Origin of the sequence: Serratia nematodiphila DZ0503SBS1, from assembly GCF_000738675.1 — a bacterium.
GTDB lineage: Bacteria > Pseudomonadota > Gammaproteobacteria > Enterobacterales > Enterobacteriaceae > Serratia > Serratia nematodiphila.
Genome location: NZ_JPUX01000001.1, coordinates 347,166 through 364,137, shown reverse-complemented (window position 1 = coordinate 364,137; position 16,972 = coordinate 347,166). Strand labels below are relative to the sequence as shown.

Genomic DNA, 16,972 nt, shown 5'->3' with positions numbered 1-16,972 from the left:
GACCGTTGTCCATATAAATCTTATATTTATCAGATATTTTGCGTGGTGCGAAGAGAGGGACTTGAACCCTCACGTCCGTAAGAACACTAACACCTGAAGCTAGCGCGTCTACCAATTCCGCCACCTTCGCACTGTCACAAAATACTGCTAAATCTTCACTTCGCTTAGGAAGTGGGGTGGCTAATGGGACTCGAACCCACGACAACTGGAATCACAATCCAGGGCTCTACCAACTGAGCTATAGCCACCATTACTACTTCTTCTTACTCACGCGGTAATATTACCACCGCAGCTCCTGCGCACAAACTTAATGGCGCGCCCGACAGGATTCGAACCTGAGACCTCTGCCTCCGGAGGGCAGCGCTCTATCCAGCTGAGCTACGGGCGCGTAGCGCCGTTGCGGGAGGGGATACTACGGATTTACGCCAATCCTGTCTAGTGCTTTTTCGCAGAAATGTTGCGTTTGATTACGCTTTGCTCACTCCTGCGCAGGAAAGCGCACTCCGTAGCCCCTTTTCACCGTTTATTGCCGCGTTTCTACCCGATTTTCAGCCGGATGATGTTTCTTATGCATGCCGAAAGCGAAGTAGCACAGGCTGACGCCCGCTAAGAAAATCGCCCCGACCAGCAGGGAAATTCGCGTATCCGGGTTGATTCCCATGCCGACCAGCACGCAAACCAGAAAAGCGATGGTCAGATAGTTCACATACGGGAACATGATCGACTTAAAGCTGTGGTTTTTGATCGCTTCCTTGTGCGCGCGGCGGAAATAGAGTTGGCTTATCAGCACCACGAACCACGGCACCATGCCCGGCAACACGCTGGCGCTGTAGACATAGACGAACACCTGCTCCGGATTAGGGATGATGTAGTTCAGCGCAGAGCCCACCAACAGGCAGCCGATGGTGACGGCGATGCAGTTGACCGGCACGCCGCTGGCGGAAAGCTTGGTCAGCGCCGCCGGCAGTTGGCGATTCTTGGCCAGGGCGTACAGCATGCGGCCGCCGCTGTACATGCCGCTGTTGCAACCGGAAAGCGCGGCGGTCAGTACCACGAAGTTAATGATGCCGGCAGCGGCGACGATGCCGATCTTGGCGAAGGTCAGCACGAACGGGCTGCCGGTAGTGCCGATGCCGTTCCACGGGAAGATGGTCACGATGACGAAGATCGCGCCGACATAGAAGATCAGGATGCGCCACAGGATATTGTTGATCGCACGTTTCAGCGTTACCTGCGGGTTTTTGGCTTCTCCGGCGGTAATGCCCACCAGCTCAACCCCCTGATAGGACGCCACCACGATGCACAGCGCAAACAGGAAGCCCTTCCAGCCGCCGGCAAAGAAGCCGCCGTGCGCCGTCAGATTGGCGAAACCGATAGGTTCACCGCCGTTGCCGAAACCGAAGAAGATCACCCCCAGCCCCACCAAAATCATCACGATGATGGTGGTGACCTTGATCATGGCGAACCAGAACTCCAGCTCACCGTACAGGCGCACCGCCGCCAGGTTGGCCAGCGCCACCATCGCCACGGCGATCAGCGCGGGGACCCACTGCGGTATTTCCGGGAACCAGAACTGCACATACACCCCGATGGCGGTGATCTCCGAAATGCCGACGGCGATCCACATAAACCAGTAACCCCAGGCGGTCAGGTAGCCGAAATAGGGATTCATGTATTTATGCGCGTAAACGGCGAACGACCCGGCGACCGGCTCGAGGAACAGCATCTCCCCCATCGAACGCATAATGAAGAACACGAACAGCCCGGCGATGATGTAAGCCAGCAGTACCGACGGCCCGGCCCATTTCAGCGTACTGGCCGATCCCATAAACAGGCCGACACCAATGGTGCCCCCGAGAGCGATAAGCTCGATGTGCCGGGCCTCAAGGCCTCGGTGTAGCCCTTGCGGTTTCTCTTTGTGTGCCATAAATCCTCAATAATTTTTCTCGGGTTGTGTTTGCCTGCCGGCCGCTGCCGGTCGTTATTGTCATTATTAAAAGAATAAATCATCCCCTGCCGTTCGGGTTGGCATCAACGGGTAGTCGGAGCGAAGTTACCGTGAGAAGAACATCGTTCAGCGCTGTCGCATCAGGCTTCAGCGGCCAGGGATAATTTCCGGGCGGTATCGTTTCGCATTTCGTCGCTATAAGCAAACCGCAATTTAAAACTTTATGGAATAAATGCGGCGACGTTTAGGGCTGGGGGTTATAGATATGCGGGAGAAATAGGCAAAAGCAGATTATTGGTACAGCAGACCGGGGCGAACCGACACATTCCACCCCGGATAAGCGATTACATTTTGCCGCTGTAGTAGTAGCCGACAAACTTCAACAGCTTCAGCTGCCGGCCGATGCGGCTGGGCTGGCTGAGCAGGCGGTAGAGCCACTCCAGACCGAGGTTCTGCCACACCTTGGGCGCACGCTTCACGTGGCCGGTAAACACGTCGTAGGTGCCGCCCACGCCCATATACAGCGCCTGCGGATGCACCTTGCGGCAGTCGCGCATCAGGATCTCCTGCTTCGGCGATCCCATCGCCACCGTCACGATGGCGGCGCCGCTGGCGCGAATACGCTCGAATAGCGCCTCTCGCTGCTCCGGTTTGAAATAGCCGTCCTGGCTGCCCACCAGGTTAACGTTCCACTGGCTGCGCAGCTTCCGTTCGGTTTCCGCCAGCACCTCCGGCTTGCCGCCGATCAGGAAGACCGGCGTGCCTTCACGGCCGGCACGCTGCATCAAGGCTTCCCAAAGATCGGCGCCCGCGACGCGCGAAACGTCCGCCGCCGGGTATTTGCGGCGAATCGAGCGCACCATGCTGATGCCGTCGGCGTACTTGTACTCCGCTTCATCCAGCAACGCATGCAGCGCCGGGTCCTCTTCCGCCTTCAGGATCTTTTCCGCATTCATGGCCACCAACGTGCCCTGTTTGACCCGGCCGCCGTCGAACAGAAAGTCCATACAGTGCGCCATATCGCGAAAGCCCCACAGGCTGAAACCGCGCAGCTCATACTGCGGCACCGAAATCTTTGTTTCCATCGTCGTCATTACCCTTACAAAAGACCGTCCGCCCGTGGGGGAGAGGCCAGCGCGCGGGCGCGCGTCACTCTGGCCTTGATGAGCCCGGCGGTATCGAACAGCCAATACAGCAACTTCGCCAGCACCAGACAGGCGCCGAAAATAATGCAGAAGAACACCACGCGCGAAACGAATGAGTCCACCCCTTCGCGCGCCAATACAATCATGTTGAACACCGCACCGAAGCAGAATCCTTGCAGGATAGCCGCCTTATAGCGGTTCGGTTCGGTTTTGCCCAACTCATACAGCCAGTCGAACCACTTGATGATCATGCCCACCAGAATCGCACCGAGCGGGATAAACAGCGCGCCGCCCATCACCACCAGCGAACCGATCAGCGTCGGGGATATCGCCAGCCCGGAGTGGTTGTTCAGCACTTCCCAGGTGAAATAGTTGGCCGAGTTCAGCACCACGTCCGGCCGGCCCGGCCATAGCCACGTTGGGATAAAGACGTAGAAATCACGCAAGATCGGCGCCAGGCCCTGGAAATCGATCTTGTCGTAATTTTGCAGCAGCAGCGCCAGGTTTTCCCACGGCGAGAAGGTGTCTCGGGTCAGATAGAGGAAGGTATAAAACGCTTCCGCGCCGCTGACGTCCAGGCTATAGCGCTTCAACGCCAGCCAGAACATGCCGACCACGCCGAATATGCCCGCCGCCGCCAACATCCACAGCGTGATCCAGCCGCGCACGATGCCGATAAACAGGAACAGCGCGAAGGCGATGATGATATTGGCGCGGGTGCCGCCGACGATCACGTAGGTCAAAATGCCGAACGCCACCGTCGCCACCAGGAACAAGAACCAGGCGCGCAGATCCTGCCGCAGGAAATAGACCACCAGCATCGCCGGAATGAAGAAGTAGAAGAACCGTTTGAGCGCCACGCCGGACACGTCGCTGGAGAAGATCTGGCTGTAGGAATTGAGCTTGAACAGCAGGAAGCCGTTCTGCATGAAGAAAATCCCCACGGTCCCGATCGCCACCAGCGCCAGCAGCACCCAGGTCATATGGGTTTCCACCCGGTTCATGGTGAACAGCGCCGCGCGCGGCTGAGAGCGGCGCTTGCGCAGCCGGGTCTTGTAGGTGACGTAATAGATGGCGTAAAACGCCGTCGCCGACAGCAAGGCGTACAGCAGAAACTCCACCGGCACCACCTCGACGTCAAACTGAAACACCAGCAGACAGGTCAGCGGGAAGCCGAAATAAAACGTCAGCAAATACAGCAGCGAGAAGAAGACGTTGAAGTTAAAGCGCACGCGCCGAAACTCCTGGTAGGTCAGCGTCAGAATAAACGTCAGGCTGACCAGGTAGACGACGAACAGGCCGCCGAATTGCGCCAACGTCATGAGTGCTCTCCTGCCGCCAGCGCCAGGGCTTGCTGCCAGCCGTCGACATAGTTCGGATTAAAGAAGGCGATCGTCTGCTTGTCCACCGCCGCCAGCTGGCGCTGCGCTTCGCGCACCACCGCCTCGTCGAGCGAGTCGCCGTAGAACAGCACCGGCAGGTGCTGCTCCGCCAAATCCTGCCAGAACGGGTTTTGCCGGCTGAGCACGAAAGGCACGCCGAACTGAATCAGCAGGCACAGGGTGCCTATCCCCTGCTGGCGATTGAAAATGAAATAGCCGAGATCGCAGGCGCGCAGGATGTTGAGGTAGTCCTCAAACGCCACCTGCTGCGTGAGCAGCTGCAGATTTTTCTCGCCGAATAGCGGCAATCCGGCGGCGCGCACCTGCTCGATGTAGGCGTCGTTATTGGCCGGATAGCCCATCGGCAGGATCACGCGCACGTCGGCGCCGAACTGCTGATGGATCGCCTGCAGCGCTTCGATATGCCGGTTGCTGCGATCGCCGGAGTTGCCCACCAGAATTGTCATCGGCCCGGCCAGATTTTTCTCGACGTGAACGTCGGTCAGCGCCGGATCCATCCGCGTCGGGAAGTACAACAACGAGGCCGGCACCCGCGCATGGCGCTGCTGATAGTGGATCACGTCGCCGCGGGTGGCGAACACGTTCCCCACTCGCCCCTGCGCAATGCGGCGCAGCAGGTAAAACAGCCGAAATTTCCAGCTGGTGGCGTCTTCGTACAGATCGGCGCCCCAAATATGCCAACTGACCTGACGTGCCTTGATCTTGCCGCTCAGCAGCGCCAGCCACAGCCCCGGATTGAACTGACCGTGCAGGAAGAAGCGCGCATCGCGATCGGCCTGGGCGCGGGCGATCACCGCCGCCGCCAGGCTCTTCTTGTCGGCGTAAGGCTCAATGTTCAGGGCGGGGAAATCCCCCAGTGCCGCCACATCCTTGGCCGCCACCATAAAATGCCGCGTCTGCTCAGCCGGCAAACGCGGCGCCAGCACGTCGTTAAAGAAGCGCAGCACCGTCTGGTTATGATGCGGGATATCGGATCCCAGAACGTGAATCAGTGTGGTCATACTCGTCTACGATAAATAAGAAACACGCAGCTACAGAGCGCGAAATACACGATGTAGGTTGCCATATAGGCCTGAGCCGCCCCCAGCGCGCCGCGCAGCGGGATCAGCCAGTGCGAGAACAGCGTCAACAGCAGAAACTGGCTGACTTCCGTCAGGATATAAAAGCGCAGCGACGCTTTGGCGATCACCAAATAGCCGAACACATAGGCCCCGACTTTCAGCACGTCGCCCACCAGCTGCCAGGCAAACAGATCGCGCATGGCGACGAACTTGTCCGAGAACAGCAGCCAGATGGCGAAATCACGCAGCAACCACACCGTAAAGCTCGCCGCCGCTACCGCCGGCAGCACGAATTTCAGCGAGCGCACGATCTCCCGCGAGATGGCGCCCTTGTCCGTCAACCGCGACAGCGTCGGCAGCAGATAGACGGTAAACGAGGCGGTGATAAACTGCAGATAGGCATCGGAAATGCTGCTGACGCCTTGCCAGATCCCCACCTCATCCCAACCGTAATGCGCGGCCAACAGGTTACGCATCATCACGTAGGCCACCGGCAGCGTCACCGAGGTGATCAACGCCATGAGGGTGAATTTGCCGAGGTTGCCGGCCACCCCGTTGTCCCAGCGCGGAGCCAGGTAGCGCAGCGGCAACGTTTTGCGCCGCCACAGCATCAGCCCGGCCGGCAACACCACTAACGCCGGCACCAACGCCAGCCCTGCCAGCGCGCCTTCATAGCCGCCCAGCTTGAAGCACAGATAATAAGCCACCACGCCGATCAGGCTGCCGCCGATCACCGCCAGCGCGTTGCCCATCGCGTCGCGATAACCTTTCAGCACCGCCATGAACAGGTTGGCGTAGGCGATGCCCATCTGAATGAAGGCGACGGCGCGCACCACGCCGACGTAATCGGCATGCCCGAACAGCCCGACGCTGATCGGCTCGGCGGCGAACAAAAACACCAGCGCCAGCAAGGTCGAAAAGCCCAGCACGATGCTCGACGCGGTGCCGACCGCCAGACGCAGACGCTGCGAGTCCTGGTGGTACTCCGCCACGTATTTGGTGATGCCGTTAAAAATGCCCGCGCCGGACAGCACGCCCAGCACGGTGATCAACTGGCGAAAGTTACCCGCCTGCCCCACGCCGCTGGGGCCAAACGCCACCGCCAGCAGTTTCACCACTAATAGTCCCACGCCAATTTTGATCAGCGTGGAACCGGCGGTCCATATCGACGCTTTTGCCAACGACATATCAGGCGAAGAAGCTCAGGATGGTATTGATTACCGTACGCTGATTGACATCGGACATATTGTAGAACAGCGGCAAACGCACCAGACGCGCACTTTCCTGCGTGGTGTAACGGTCTTCGCCGGCAAAGCGGCCAAACTGTTCGCCGGCCGGGCAGTCATGCAGCGGGATATAGTGGAACACAGCCATGATTTCGGCTTCCTTCAGGTAGTCGATAAAGGCCGTGCGCTCTTCGATATCGCGCAACTTGATATAGAACATGTGCGCGTTATGCACGCAGTCCGCCGGAATGCTCGGCAACTCGATACGGCCTGACCGAACCAACGGCAGGAAACTGTCGTAGTACTTCTGCCACAGCGACAGGCGGCGCTGGTTGATGCGCTCTGCCACTTCCAGCTGACCCCACAAGTAGGCGGCCTGCAGGTCAGACATCAAGTAGCTGGAGCCGATGTCGCGCCAGGTATATTTGTCGACCTGGCCACGGAAGAACTGGCTGCGGTTGGTGCCTTTCTCGCGGATGACTTCCGCCCGATCGATCAGGGCCGGATCGTTCACCAGCGTCGCGCCGCCTTCGCCGCCGGCGGTATAGTTTTTGGTTTCATGGAAGCTGAAGCAGCCGATATGGCCGATGGTGCCCAATGCCTTGCCTTTGTAGGTCGACATCACGCCCTGCGCGGCATCTTCAACCACGAACAGGTTATATTTCTTCGCCAGTGCCATGATGGTATCCATCTCGCAGGCGACGCCGGCGTAGTGCACCGGCACGATCGCGCGGGTTTTATCGGTAATCGCCGCTTCAATTTTGGTTTCGTCGATGTTCATGGTGTCCGGACGCAGATCGACGAACACCACTTTGGCGCCGCGCAGCACAAAAGCGTTGGCGGTTGAAACGAAGGTAAAGCTCGGCATGATCACTTCGTCGCCCGGCTGAATATCCAGCAGGATGGCGGCCATTTCCAACGACGCGGTGCAGGAAGGCGTCAACAGCACTTTCGCGCTGCCGAAATGCTGTTCCATCCACTGCTGGCAGCGACGGGTAAAACCGCCGTCGCCGCACAACTTGCCGCTGCCCATGGCAGCCTGCATATATTCCAGTTCAGTGCCAACAACCGGTGGTGCGTTAAATGGAATCATGTCTACCTCTGTATAACCAGTACGCGGTGCTTTCAATCACGGCACCCTGTCGTTGATAGAGTCGTAATGCGGTGATATTGCCTATCTGGGTCGCGACCCGTAGGCGCTGCATCCCCTGCCGCCGGCATTCGGCGATCGCCGCCGCCATCAGCCTGGAACCAATCCCCCGGCCGGATGCGCCGGGGTAGGCCGCCAGCAAGCCGATACGCATTTCCTGGCCGCCAATGTCGCGCAGGCTGACAAAGCCTTCAGGTTGCCCCTGGTTACCCAATACCAGCAAGCATTGATGATCGAAGGTGCCCAGCACCGCTTTTTCGATCCAGGCCGCATAGAATCGCCCGCTATCGGTGCGCTCGTACCACGGTGCGCGAAATCGGCTGGCGGCGAACACGTCACCGGCGGCAGCCCGCAACGACGGGATGTCCTCAGGCACGGCCATGCGCACCCCGGCCGCAGCGGTATCGACCGTCTCGCGTCCAGTTGCAATGTTCACGGCCAGATCCACTTCGCCTTCGACCAGCTGGAAGCCCAGCGCCGACAGTGCATCGGCCCACTCCAATCGGTAAGCGGGAATTTTAGCCTGCACCAACGCATAAGCGTCCAAATCAGCGTGGCTGACGGGGGCCGCAGAGTCATCGAAATGCAACTTGGCGCTTTTCAATTGGAAGAAGTCGCTCTCCCAATTCAGCGGTTCAATACTGGCGTGGACGCGCATGCAATAAATCCAGTAAGTATTTGCCGTAACCTGTTTTGGCCAGCGTCTGAGCCGCGCGTTTCACGCCCTCATCATCCAGCCAGCCATTGCGCCAGGCGATCTCTTCAAGACAGGCGATTTTAAAGCCCTGACGTTTCTCGACCGTTTGCACGAAGCTACTGGCTTCCAGCAGGCTGTCGTGAGTCCCGGTGTCCAGCCAGGCAAAACCGCGCCCCAGCAGCTCGACGGTCAGCTCGCCACGCTCCAGATACATCTGGTTGATGCTGGTGATCTCCAATTCTCCCCGAGCTGACGGCTTGATCTGCTTGGCGAACTCCACCACCTGAGCATCATAAAAATATAATCCGGTCACCGCCCAATTGGACTTCGGTTTAACCGGCTTTTCTTCGATCGACAGCGCGCGGAAGTGGTCGTCAAACTCCACCACGCCGAAACGCTCGGGATCCATCACCTGATAGCCAAATACAGTGGCACCGGCGGTGCGCGCCGCAACGCTTCTCAGCTTGGGGCTGAACCCCTGGCCAAAGTAAATATTATCGCCCAACACCAGGCAACTCGGCTCACCGGCCAAGAATTCTTCGCCAATCAGAAATGCCTGAGCCAGGCCATCGGGGTTAGGCTGCTCGGCATAACTGAGATTGACGCCAAACGCTTCGCCGCTGCCCAACAGACGCTTGAAAGAAGGCAGATCTTCCGGGGTGGAGATGATCAAAATGTCGCGGATCCCCGCCAACATCAGTACCGACAGCGGGTAATAGATCATCGGCTTGTCATAAATCGGCAGCAGTTGCTTGGACACGCCGCGCGTGATCGGATGCAGACGCGTACCGGAACCGCCAGCCAGCACAATACCTTTCATACTTACTCCAAAACCCGCCGCACCGCCGCAAAGCGACGCGGCGTTAAATTAATCTGACAACCCCAAACGCTCGCCGGCATAAGAACCGTCTTGCACCCGGCGCCACCAGGTTTCGTTAGCCAAATACCAGGCGACCGTCTTGCGAATGCCGCTTTCAAACGTTTCCTGCGGCCGCCAGCCCAACTCGCGATCGATTTTGCCGGCGTCGATGGCGTAACGCATATCGTGGCCTGGGCGATCCTTCACGTAAGTGATCAGATCGCGGTAGTGCGCCACGCCCTGCGGCTTGTTCGGCGCCAGTTCTTCCAGCAGATCGCAAATGGTCTGCACCACTTCAATATTCTTGCGTTCGTTATGGCCACCGATATTGTAGGTTTCGCCTACCACACCTTCGGTCACGACCTGATAAAGCGCGCGCGCGTGATCCTCGACATACAACCAGTCGCGCACCTGCGCGCCGTTGCCGTATACCGGCAGCGGTTTGCCGGCTACCGCATTCAGGATCACCAACGGAATCAACTTTTCCGGGAAGTGATAAGGGCCGTAGTTGTTCGAACAGTTGGTCACGAGGGTCGGCAAACCGTAGGTGCGCAACCAGGCACGCACCAGATGATCGCTCGACGCCTTGGAGGCGGAATACGGACTGCTCGGCGCATATGGCGTGGTTTCGGTGAACAGATCGTCGGTGCCGTGCAGGTCGCCGTACACTTCGTCGGTGGAGATATGATGGAAACGGAAAGACTGCTTCTTCTCCGCCGCCAACGGCTGCCAGTAATGGCGCGCCGCTTCCAGCATCGTGTAAGTGCCAACCACGTTGGTCTCGATAAAGGCCGCCGGGCCATCGATAGAGCGATCGACGTGGCTTTCCGCCGCCAGGTGCATCACCACGTCCGGCTGATAGCGGGCAAATACCCGATCCAGCTCGGCACGATCGCAGATGTCGACCTGCTCGAAAGCATAGCGCTCGCTGTCGGCCACCACCGCCAGCGACTCGAGGTTGCCGGCATAGGTCAGCTTATCCACTACCACCACGCTGTCGCCGGTGGCCTCGATGATGTGCCGCACCACTGCGGAACCAATGAAACCGGCGCCGCCGGTGACTAAGATACGCTTCAACGCCAGACTCCCTTGGTATCCACCACCCAGCTTTGCTTGATCTCTTCCGGCCGGATGGCCTTGAACTGTTGGTGATCGACCAACATCACAATCACATCGGCCTGCTGCAACGCCTCAGCGATTGGCGTCAACGTCACATGGCCCGCCAGCGACTTCGGCAACTGTTCGACGTTCGGTTCCACCGCCAGCGTTTCGCCGACGTGCCATTCGGCGATCAGGTGCGCCACTTCCACCGCCGGGCTTTCACGCAAATCGTCGATATTCGGTTTGAAGGCCAGGCCGAAGCAGGCGATTTTCACCTCGGACGCGCGCTTGTCGGTGGCGGCCAGGCAATCGGCCACCGCCGCTTTCACCCGGTCGACCACCCACAGCGGTTTGCCGTCGTTCACCAGGCGTGCGGTGTGGATCAGACGCGCCTGCTGCGGGTTTTGCGCCACGATAAACCACGGATCGACGGCGATGCAGTGACCGCCTACGCCCGGCCCCGGCTGCAGAATATTCACCCGCGGATGGCGGTTCGCCAGGCGGATCAGTTCCCAGACGTTGATCCCCTGTTCGGCGCAAATCAACGACAATTCGTTGGCAAAGGCGATATTCACGTCGCGGAAGCTGTTTTCCGTCAGCTTGCACATCTCGGCAGTGCGTGAGTTGGTGACTACGCATTCCCCCTCGAGGAAAATCTTGTACAGCGCGCTGGCTCGTTCCGAGCACTTCGGCGTCATGCCGCCGATCACGCGGTCGTTTTGAATCAGCTCTACCATCACCTGCCCCGGCAACACGCGCTCCGGACAGTAGGCAATATTCACGTCCGCCGCTTCGCCCGCTTGCTGCGGGAAGCTGAGATCGCTGCGCGCCTGCGCCAACCAGTCCGCCATTTGTTCAGTGGCGCCCACCGGCGAGGTGGACTCCAGGATCACCAGATCGCCTTTTTTCAGCACCGGCGCCAGCGATTTCGCCGCTGCTTCGACATAGGCCAGATCCGGCTCGTGATCGCCCTTGAACGGCGTAGGCACCGCGATCAGGAACGCATCGGCCGCCAGCGGTTTGGTCACCGCCCGCAGGAAACCGCCGTCGACGGCGTCCTTGACCACTTTGTCCAGATCCGGTTCGACGATATGGATCGCGCCGCGGTTAATGGTATCTACCGCATGTTGGTTAACATCTACGCCCACCACTTTTTTCTTGCGGGAAGCAAACGCCGCCGCCGTTGGCAAGCCGATATAACCCAGGCCGATAACCGAAATAGTGTCAAAACTCATAGTGTCACCTGATGATTCTTTAAAGCTTCGAGGATACGCTGACAGGCATGCCCGTCGCCGTATGGGTTATGCGCCCGGCTCATCGCGTGATATTCGCTTTCGTCCGTCAACAGCCGGGTCACCGCTTCAACAATTTTGGCCACATCGGTGCCGACCAGGCGCACCGTGCCTGCATCTACCGCCTCCGGGCGCTCGGTGGTGTCGCGCATCACCAGCACCGGCTTGCCTAACGAGGGCGCCTCTTCCTGAATGCCGCCGGAGTCAGTCAGGATCATGTAAGCGTGGGTCATCAAATAGACAAACGGCAAATAATCCTGCGGCTCGATCAGCATGACGTTGTCGATGCCTTTCAAAATGCGATTCACCGGCTCGCTGACATTCGGATTGAGATGCACCGGGTACACCACCTGCACTTCCGGGTGGCTGCGGGCGATCTCCGCCAGCGCACTGCAAATCCGCTCAAAACCGCCGCCAAAACTTTCCCGGCGATGGCCGGTGACCAGAATCAGTTTTTTGTCGGCATCGAGGAACGGGTAACGCTGCGCCAGGCTGGCGCGCAGCGCAGCATCGCTCATCACGCGATCGCGCACCCAGAACAGCGCGTCGATCACCGTATTGCCGGTCACAAAAATACGGTTGTCCGGCAGCAGCTCGCGCAGCAGGTTTTGGCGCGAGTTCTCGGTCGGCGCGAAGTGGTACATCGCCAGATGGCCGGTCAGTTTGCGGTTGGCCTCTTCCGGCCAAGGAGAATACAGATTGCCGGTACGCAGCCCGGCCTCGACATGCCCGACGGGGATGCGTTGATAGAACGCTGCCAGACTGGTCGCCAGCGTGGTGGTGGTATCGCCGTGCACCAGCACCACGTCCGGTTTGAAGTCTTCCAGCACTCCTTTCAGCCCTTCCAGGATGCGACAGGTGATTTCCGTTAGCCCCTGGCCGGGTTTCATGATGTTCAGGTCGTAATCCGGCGTGATCTCGAACAACCGCAATACCTGATCCAACATCTCACGATGCTGTGCCGTTACGCAGACTCTTGCTTCAAAGGCCTCATCCTGGGCCAGTGCATGTACCAGCGGTGCCATTTTAATGGCTTCAGGTCTGGTGCCGAAAACAGTCAACACTTTCACAGCGAATCTCTTTTGGTCGGTTAATCGCAGGCCCCGCCTGCGAATGGGGCGCTCACGCGCCCTGCATCAGATTATTATATTATTTTTTAACTACGCGGCCGACGCGCCAAGGCAACACCCGCGCCAACCAAAGCGCCCATCGCGCCCCACAGAATCAGCCAGAATACCCGGCGCGGGCTGTCGCGTTTTACCGGCTCTTCCGGCGTGCGCAAATAACGATAGGTCTGGAACTTCTCATCCAACGTCGGGCCAACGTTCAGCGTCGCCAACATTGCGCGATTCTGATCGTAATCCAGATCGTAGGTCGGGCCGGAGGCCTGCAGGCCTTCCAGACGCGCCTGCAGCATTGGCCGGCCCAGCAGGAACAGATCCGAATCCGGCAACTGTTCTGCCGGGGTGTCGGTTTGCGTGCGGCTGATCCCCTGGCTCTCGGCAATTTTCAACGCCTGCTGCGTGGTGTTCAGCTCGCGCTTGTAAACCGACTCCGCCACCGCTTCCTGACGCTTGACCTGCGCTTTCATCGAGGTAGTGCGAGCAGCCCACGCCCCCTGAATCTCTTCGTTCAGATGCAGAGCAGCGCGGTGGCTGGCGAAGGCCACGTATTGACGCAGCAGGCGGTTGGCGTCTGCGGCGGTTTCCGCCGTCAGCTTCACGCCATCGTTCGGGACTTTTTTGTCGTCGCGCGGCGTGAACAGAATGTTATTGATCAGCTCGTCGAGCAATGCCGCATCGGCGCGGGCATCCCCTTCCTGGCGCTGTTTGTAGTAATCGCTCTGCAGCCAGAAATCGCGACGCGTGTCGTAAGCCGCCAGCTGCATGATGAACTCATTGTACGCTTCATCCGCGATGCTCGGCTGATCGCCGGCCGTCGCCGGCAACGTGCGCACGTCCAGGTTGCGCAGGAACTGCTGCTGGGAATAGTAACCGCCCAGCGCATTCACCGTGGGTTTGTCGGTGATTGCGGTCGCGCTCCACTCTTGCTTAACCAGGTAAGAAACGATCAGCGCGACCGCCGCGAACAGCACCGCAATGCCGATAATCCACGGTTTGCCGCGCCACAGGGTGCAGCACAGGCCGCGGATATCGAGTTCGTTATCCACCGCCGGGGTATGCTTGTCAGACGTTGTTTCTGGATTCATCACAGCCAAAAAGCCTCTGGTTAAGATACTTGCTTGTTATCGCTCGAACGCCGCAGCCGGCGCTTGATACGCTTAATGTACCGCGCAACCCGCCAGGCGCGCTTGATGCAGTAACCGTACAGGAAGAAGGCAAGCAAGAATAATGCCAACATAACCCACTCAGGGATAAAAGTCAGGCGTTCGCCGATCACGCCCACCGCCGCCAGCAATGCGGCCGCCAGGGTGATCAACACGAAAGCCTGCCGCGGCGTAAAGCCGGCGCGCATGATCAGGTGGTGAATATGTTGACGATCGGGAGAGAAGGGGCTCATCCCCTTGCGTAAACGACGGTACATGATTGCTATCATGTCCATCAGCGGAATAGCGATGATCCACAGCGCGGTCACCGGGTTGATCGAGTGTGCCTTACCCTGCGAGCTTTGCAGCAGCAGCCAAATGGCGGTAAAGCCGATCAGGGTGCTGCCGGCGTCCCCCATAAACACCTTATAACGGCGGCCGAGGATGCCGAGGTTGAGCAAAATATAGGGAACGATGGTGGCGATCATCGCAAAGCACCAGAACGCCAGTTCATGATGGCCGCTCAGGTACAGCAGCAGGCCCAGCGCCCCGAAGGAAACGCACGACAAACCGCCCAGCAGGCCATCGATGCCGTCGACCATGTTGAAGGCGTTGATCGCCGCCCATACCGCGAACAGCGTCACCAGATAGCCGAAGGGCCCCAGCAGCATCTCCCAGTCACCCAGCACATGGCCGAAGCTGCGCAGATACAGACCGGCGAACACCATCATCGCGATGCCGACCAGCGCCTGCACCAGGGCGCGAATTTTAACGCTGATGTCGAAACGATCGTCGAGCGCGCCCACAAACACCAGAATGCCGGCGCAGGTGAGATAAAGCTTGGCGTGTGCGATGGGTTGTTCAGAGATCCAAAACGCGAAGCACAACCCGGCATAAACGGAAATACCGCCGACCAGCGGAATCAACCCCTGATGGCGTTTGCGATAATTGGGTTTATCTACCAGACCAATACGTTTTGCCGCCTTGCGGGCAACAAAGAGAAAAGCCAAAGAAAACAGGAAAACAAATAGAATTTCAGTACTCATAGTGAGTAAGTTCACAGTTAACAGATCTCTGTAGAAGATAAGGCAGCTTACCACGGGCAATAGCTTGTGCCATCGGCCCCCGCCACCTTTCGGTCATTTCCTATGACAACGGTGATTCATGCCTATTTTCTTCGCATCGGCTGACAAAACGACAGCAGCAAAGCCGACCGGCACCGGGCCGACCGACAAACAAGATGAATTCTCAATAAGTCGAGGAAACAACTTACTTTTCCATTACTGCTACTTATCGTATCCGCCAAAAGCGAAAAACGCCACGACTAGGCGTGGCGTTCAGCGAATTTTTTAACGAATTATGAGCGTTTCATCATATCGAAGAATTCATCGTTGGTTTTAGTCATCGCCAACTTATTAATGAGGAACTCCATCGCGTCAATCTCACCCATCGGGTGAATAATTTTGCGCAGGATCCACATTTTCTGCAGCTCTTCGGAAGTGGTGAGCAGCTCTTCTTTACGGGTACCGGAGCGGTTGTAATCGATCGCAGGGAATACGCGTTTCTCGGCGATTTTACGCGCCAGATGCAATTCCATGTTGCCGGTACCTTTAAATTCTTCGTAGATCACTTCGTCCATCTTCGAACCGGTATCAACCAGCGCGGTCGCGATGATGGTCAGGCTGCCGCCCTCTTCCACGTTACGCGCCGCACCGAAGAAACGCTTCGGACGATGCAGGGCGTTGGCGTCCACACCACCGGTCAGCACCTTGCCAGAGGCCGGCACCACGGTGTTGTAAGCACGCGCCAGACGGGTGATGGAGTCGAGCAGAATGATCACGTCTTTCTTGTGCTCAACCAGGCGCTTGGCCTTCTCGATCACCATTTCGGCCACTTGCACGTGACGCGAAGCCGGCTCGTCGAAGGTCGAGGCGATCACTTCGCCTTTCACCAGGCGCTGCATCTCGGTCACTTCTTCCGGACGTTCGTCGATCAGCAGCACCATCAGCACGCAGTCTGGGTGGTTGTAGGCGATGCTCTGCGCGATATTCTGCAGCAGCATGGTTTTACCGGCTTTCGGCGGTGCCACGATCAGGCCACGCTGGCCGCGGCCAATAGGCGCCGCCAGATCCAGTACGCGCGCCGTCAGGTCTTCGGTCGAGCCGTTGCCGCGCTCCATCCGCAGACGGGAATTGGCGTGCAGCGGCGTCAAGTTCTCGAACAGGATCTTGCTGCGGGCGTTTTCCGGCTTGTCGTAGTTGACTTCGTTGACTTTCAACAGGGCAAAATAGCGCTCGCCTTCTTTTGGCGGACGAATCTTACCGGAAATGGTGTCACCAGTGCGGAGGTTGAAGCGGCGGATTTGGCTAGGGGATACGTAGATGTCGTCGGGACCGGCGAGGTAGGAACTGTCTCCAGAGCGGAGGAAACCGAATCCATCCTGCAATATCTCGAGCACGCCGTCGCCGAAGATATCTTCTCCGCTTTTCGCATGTTGCTTCAGAATGGAGAAGATAATGTCCTGCTTGCGCATGCGGGCAAGGTTTTCCAGCCCCATATTTTCGCCGAGAGTAATCAGCTCAGAAACCGGCGTATTCTTTAATTCGGTAAGATTCATAGTGGTGGGTTCTTAAACTCGGGGTATGTCTCGAACTTGTATCGTGAATGGTATGGCAGCGAAATGCGTGCCTGTTTACTGGACGTTCGATCACCGGGCGCAGAGCCGTCGCGGTAAGAAATGGCTTACATCGGGCGCACGCATTGACGGTTGAAGATCGAAGGTACCTTAAAAATGATTTTTGCAAAACCGTTTGATTGCCAAAAC

14 protein-coding genes and 3 tRNA genes are annotated in these 16,972 nt (G+C 58.3%); all 17 read right to left on the bottom strand.

From position 1 onward, the window contains the following. Nucleotides 1-43: 43 nt before the first annotated feature. Nucleotides 44-130, bottom strand: a tRNA-Leu gene (locus JL05_RS01620). Nucleotides 131-172: 42 nt separating this feature from the next. Next, nucleotides 173-248, bottom strand: a tRNA-His gene (locus JL05_RS01615). 63 nt (nt 249-311) lie between these two features. Then, a tRNA-Arg gene (locus JL05_RS01610) sits at nt 312-388 on the bottom strand. A gap of 135 nt (nt 389-523) precedes the next feature. Next, nucleotides 524-1,927, bottom strand: coding sequence for a bifunctional threonine/serine APC transporter ThrP (gene thrP / locus JL05_RS01605; protein ID WP_004934226.1), 1,404 nt, complete (start codon nt 1,925-1,927; stop codon nt 524-526). 365 nt (nt 1,928-2,292) lie between these two features. Then, nucleotides 2,293-3,033, bottom strand: coding sequence for a lipopolysaccharide N-acetylmannosaminouronosyltransferase (gene wecG, locus JL05_RS01600; protein WP_033631482.1), 741 nt, complete (start codon nt 3,031-3,033; stop codon nt 2,293-2,295). Nucleotides 3,034-3,047: 14 nt separating this feature from the next. After that, entirely contained in the window at nt 3,048-4,415 is a 1,368-nt protein-coding gene (gene wzyE, locus JL05_RS01595; protein ID WP_033631481.1) for an ECA oligosaccharide polymerase, read from the bottom strand. Beyond that, entirely contained in the window at nt 4,412-5,497 is a 1,086-nt protein-coding gene (locus JL05_RS01590) for a TDP-N-acetylfucosamine:lipid II N-acetylfucosaminyltransferase (protein WP_033631480.1), read from the bottom strand. The genes wzyE and JL05_RS01590 overlap by 4 nt, the downstream gene beginning before the upstream one ends. Next, nucleotides 5,494-6,744 (bottom strand): lipid III flippase WzxE, encoded by a 1,251-nt coding sequence (gene wzxE, locus JL05_RS01585; protein ID WP_033631479.1) that lies wholly within the window; start codon nt 6,742-6,744, stop codon nt 5,494-5,496. The genes JL05_RS01590 and wzxE overlap by 4 nt, the downstream gene beginning before the upstream one ends. Before the next feature lies 1 nt (nt 6,745). Next, complete coding sequence (rffA, locus tag JL05_RS01580; RefSeq protein ID WP_033631478.1) at nt 6,746-7,876, bottom strand: dTDP-4-amino-4,6-dideoxygalactose transaminase; 1,131 nt, start codon at nt 7,874-7,876, stop codon at nt 6,746-6,748. Then, nucleotides 7,863-8,591, bottom strand: a complete 729-nt coding sequence (rffC, locus tag JL05_RS01575) for a dTDP-4-amino-4,6-dideoxy-D-galactose acyltransferase (protein ID WP_033631477.1) — start codon at nt 8,589-8,591, stop codon at nt 7,863-7,865. The genes rffA and rffC overlap by 14 nt, the downstream gene beginning before the upstream one ends. After that, nucleotides 8,569-9,450, bottom strand: a complete 882-nt coding sequence (rfbA, locus tag JL05_RS01570; RefSeq protein ID WP_033631476.1) for a glucose-1-phosphate thymidylyltransferase RfbA — start codon at nt 9,448-9,450, stop codon at nt 8,569-8,571. The genes rffC and rfbA overlap by 23 nt, the downstream gene beginning before the upstream one ends. Nucleotides 9,451-9,498: 48 nt before the next feature. Continuing rightward, entirely contained in the window at nt 9,499-10,566 is a 1,068-nt protein-coding gene (rffG, locus tag JL05_RS01565; protein WP_033631475.1) for a dTDP-glucose 4,6-dehydratase, read from the bottom strand. Then, nucleotides 10,563-11,825, bottom strand: a complete 1,263-nt coding sequence (gene wecC / locus JL05_RS01560) for a UDP-N-acetyl-D-mannosamine dehydrogenase (RefSeq protein ID WP_015376252.1) — start codon at nt 11,823-11,825, stop codon at nt 10,563-10,565. Before wecC ends, rffG begins: the two co-directional genes overlap by 4 nt. Continuing rightward, the gene (gene wecB, locus JL05_RS01555) at nt 11,822-12,952 is read right to left on the bottom strand and encodes a non-hydrolyzing UDP-N-acetylglucosamine 2-epimerase (protein WP_004934198.1); all 1,131 of its coding nucleotides are present in this window, start codon (nt 12,950-12,952) and stop codon (nt 11,822-11,824) included. The genes wecC and wecB overlap by 4 nt, the downstream gene beginning before the upstream one ends. Before the next feature lie 86 nt (nt 12,953-13,038). Further along, nucleotides 13,039-14,091 carry an ECA polysaccharide chain length modulation protein gene (gene wzzE / locus JL05_RS01550; protein ID WP_033631474.1) on the bottom strand — a complete coding sequence of 351 codons (1,053 nt, stop codon included), beginning with the start codon at nt 14,089-14,091 and terminating at the stop codon, nt 13,039-13,041. Nucleotides 14,092-14,111: 20 nt separating this feature from the next. Then, nucleotides 14,112-15,209 (bottom strand): UDP-N-acetylglucosamine--undecaprenyl-phosphate N-acetylglucosaminephosphotransferase, encoded by a 1,098-nt coding sequence (gene wecA / locus JL05_RS01545; protein WP_004934192.1) that lies wholly within the window; start codon nt 15,207-15,209, stop codon nt 14,112-14,114. A 296-nt stretch (nt 15,210-15,505) separates the two neighbouring features. Then, nucleotides 15,506-16,765, bottom strand: a complete 1,260-nt coding sequence (rho, locus tag JL05_RS01540; RefSeq protein WP_004934188.1) for a transcription termination factor Rho — start codon at nt 16,763-16,765, stop codon at nt 15,506-15,508. Between the last annotated feature and the right edge of the window lie 207 nt (nt 16,766-16,972).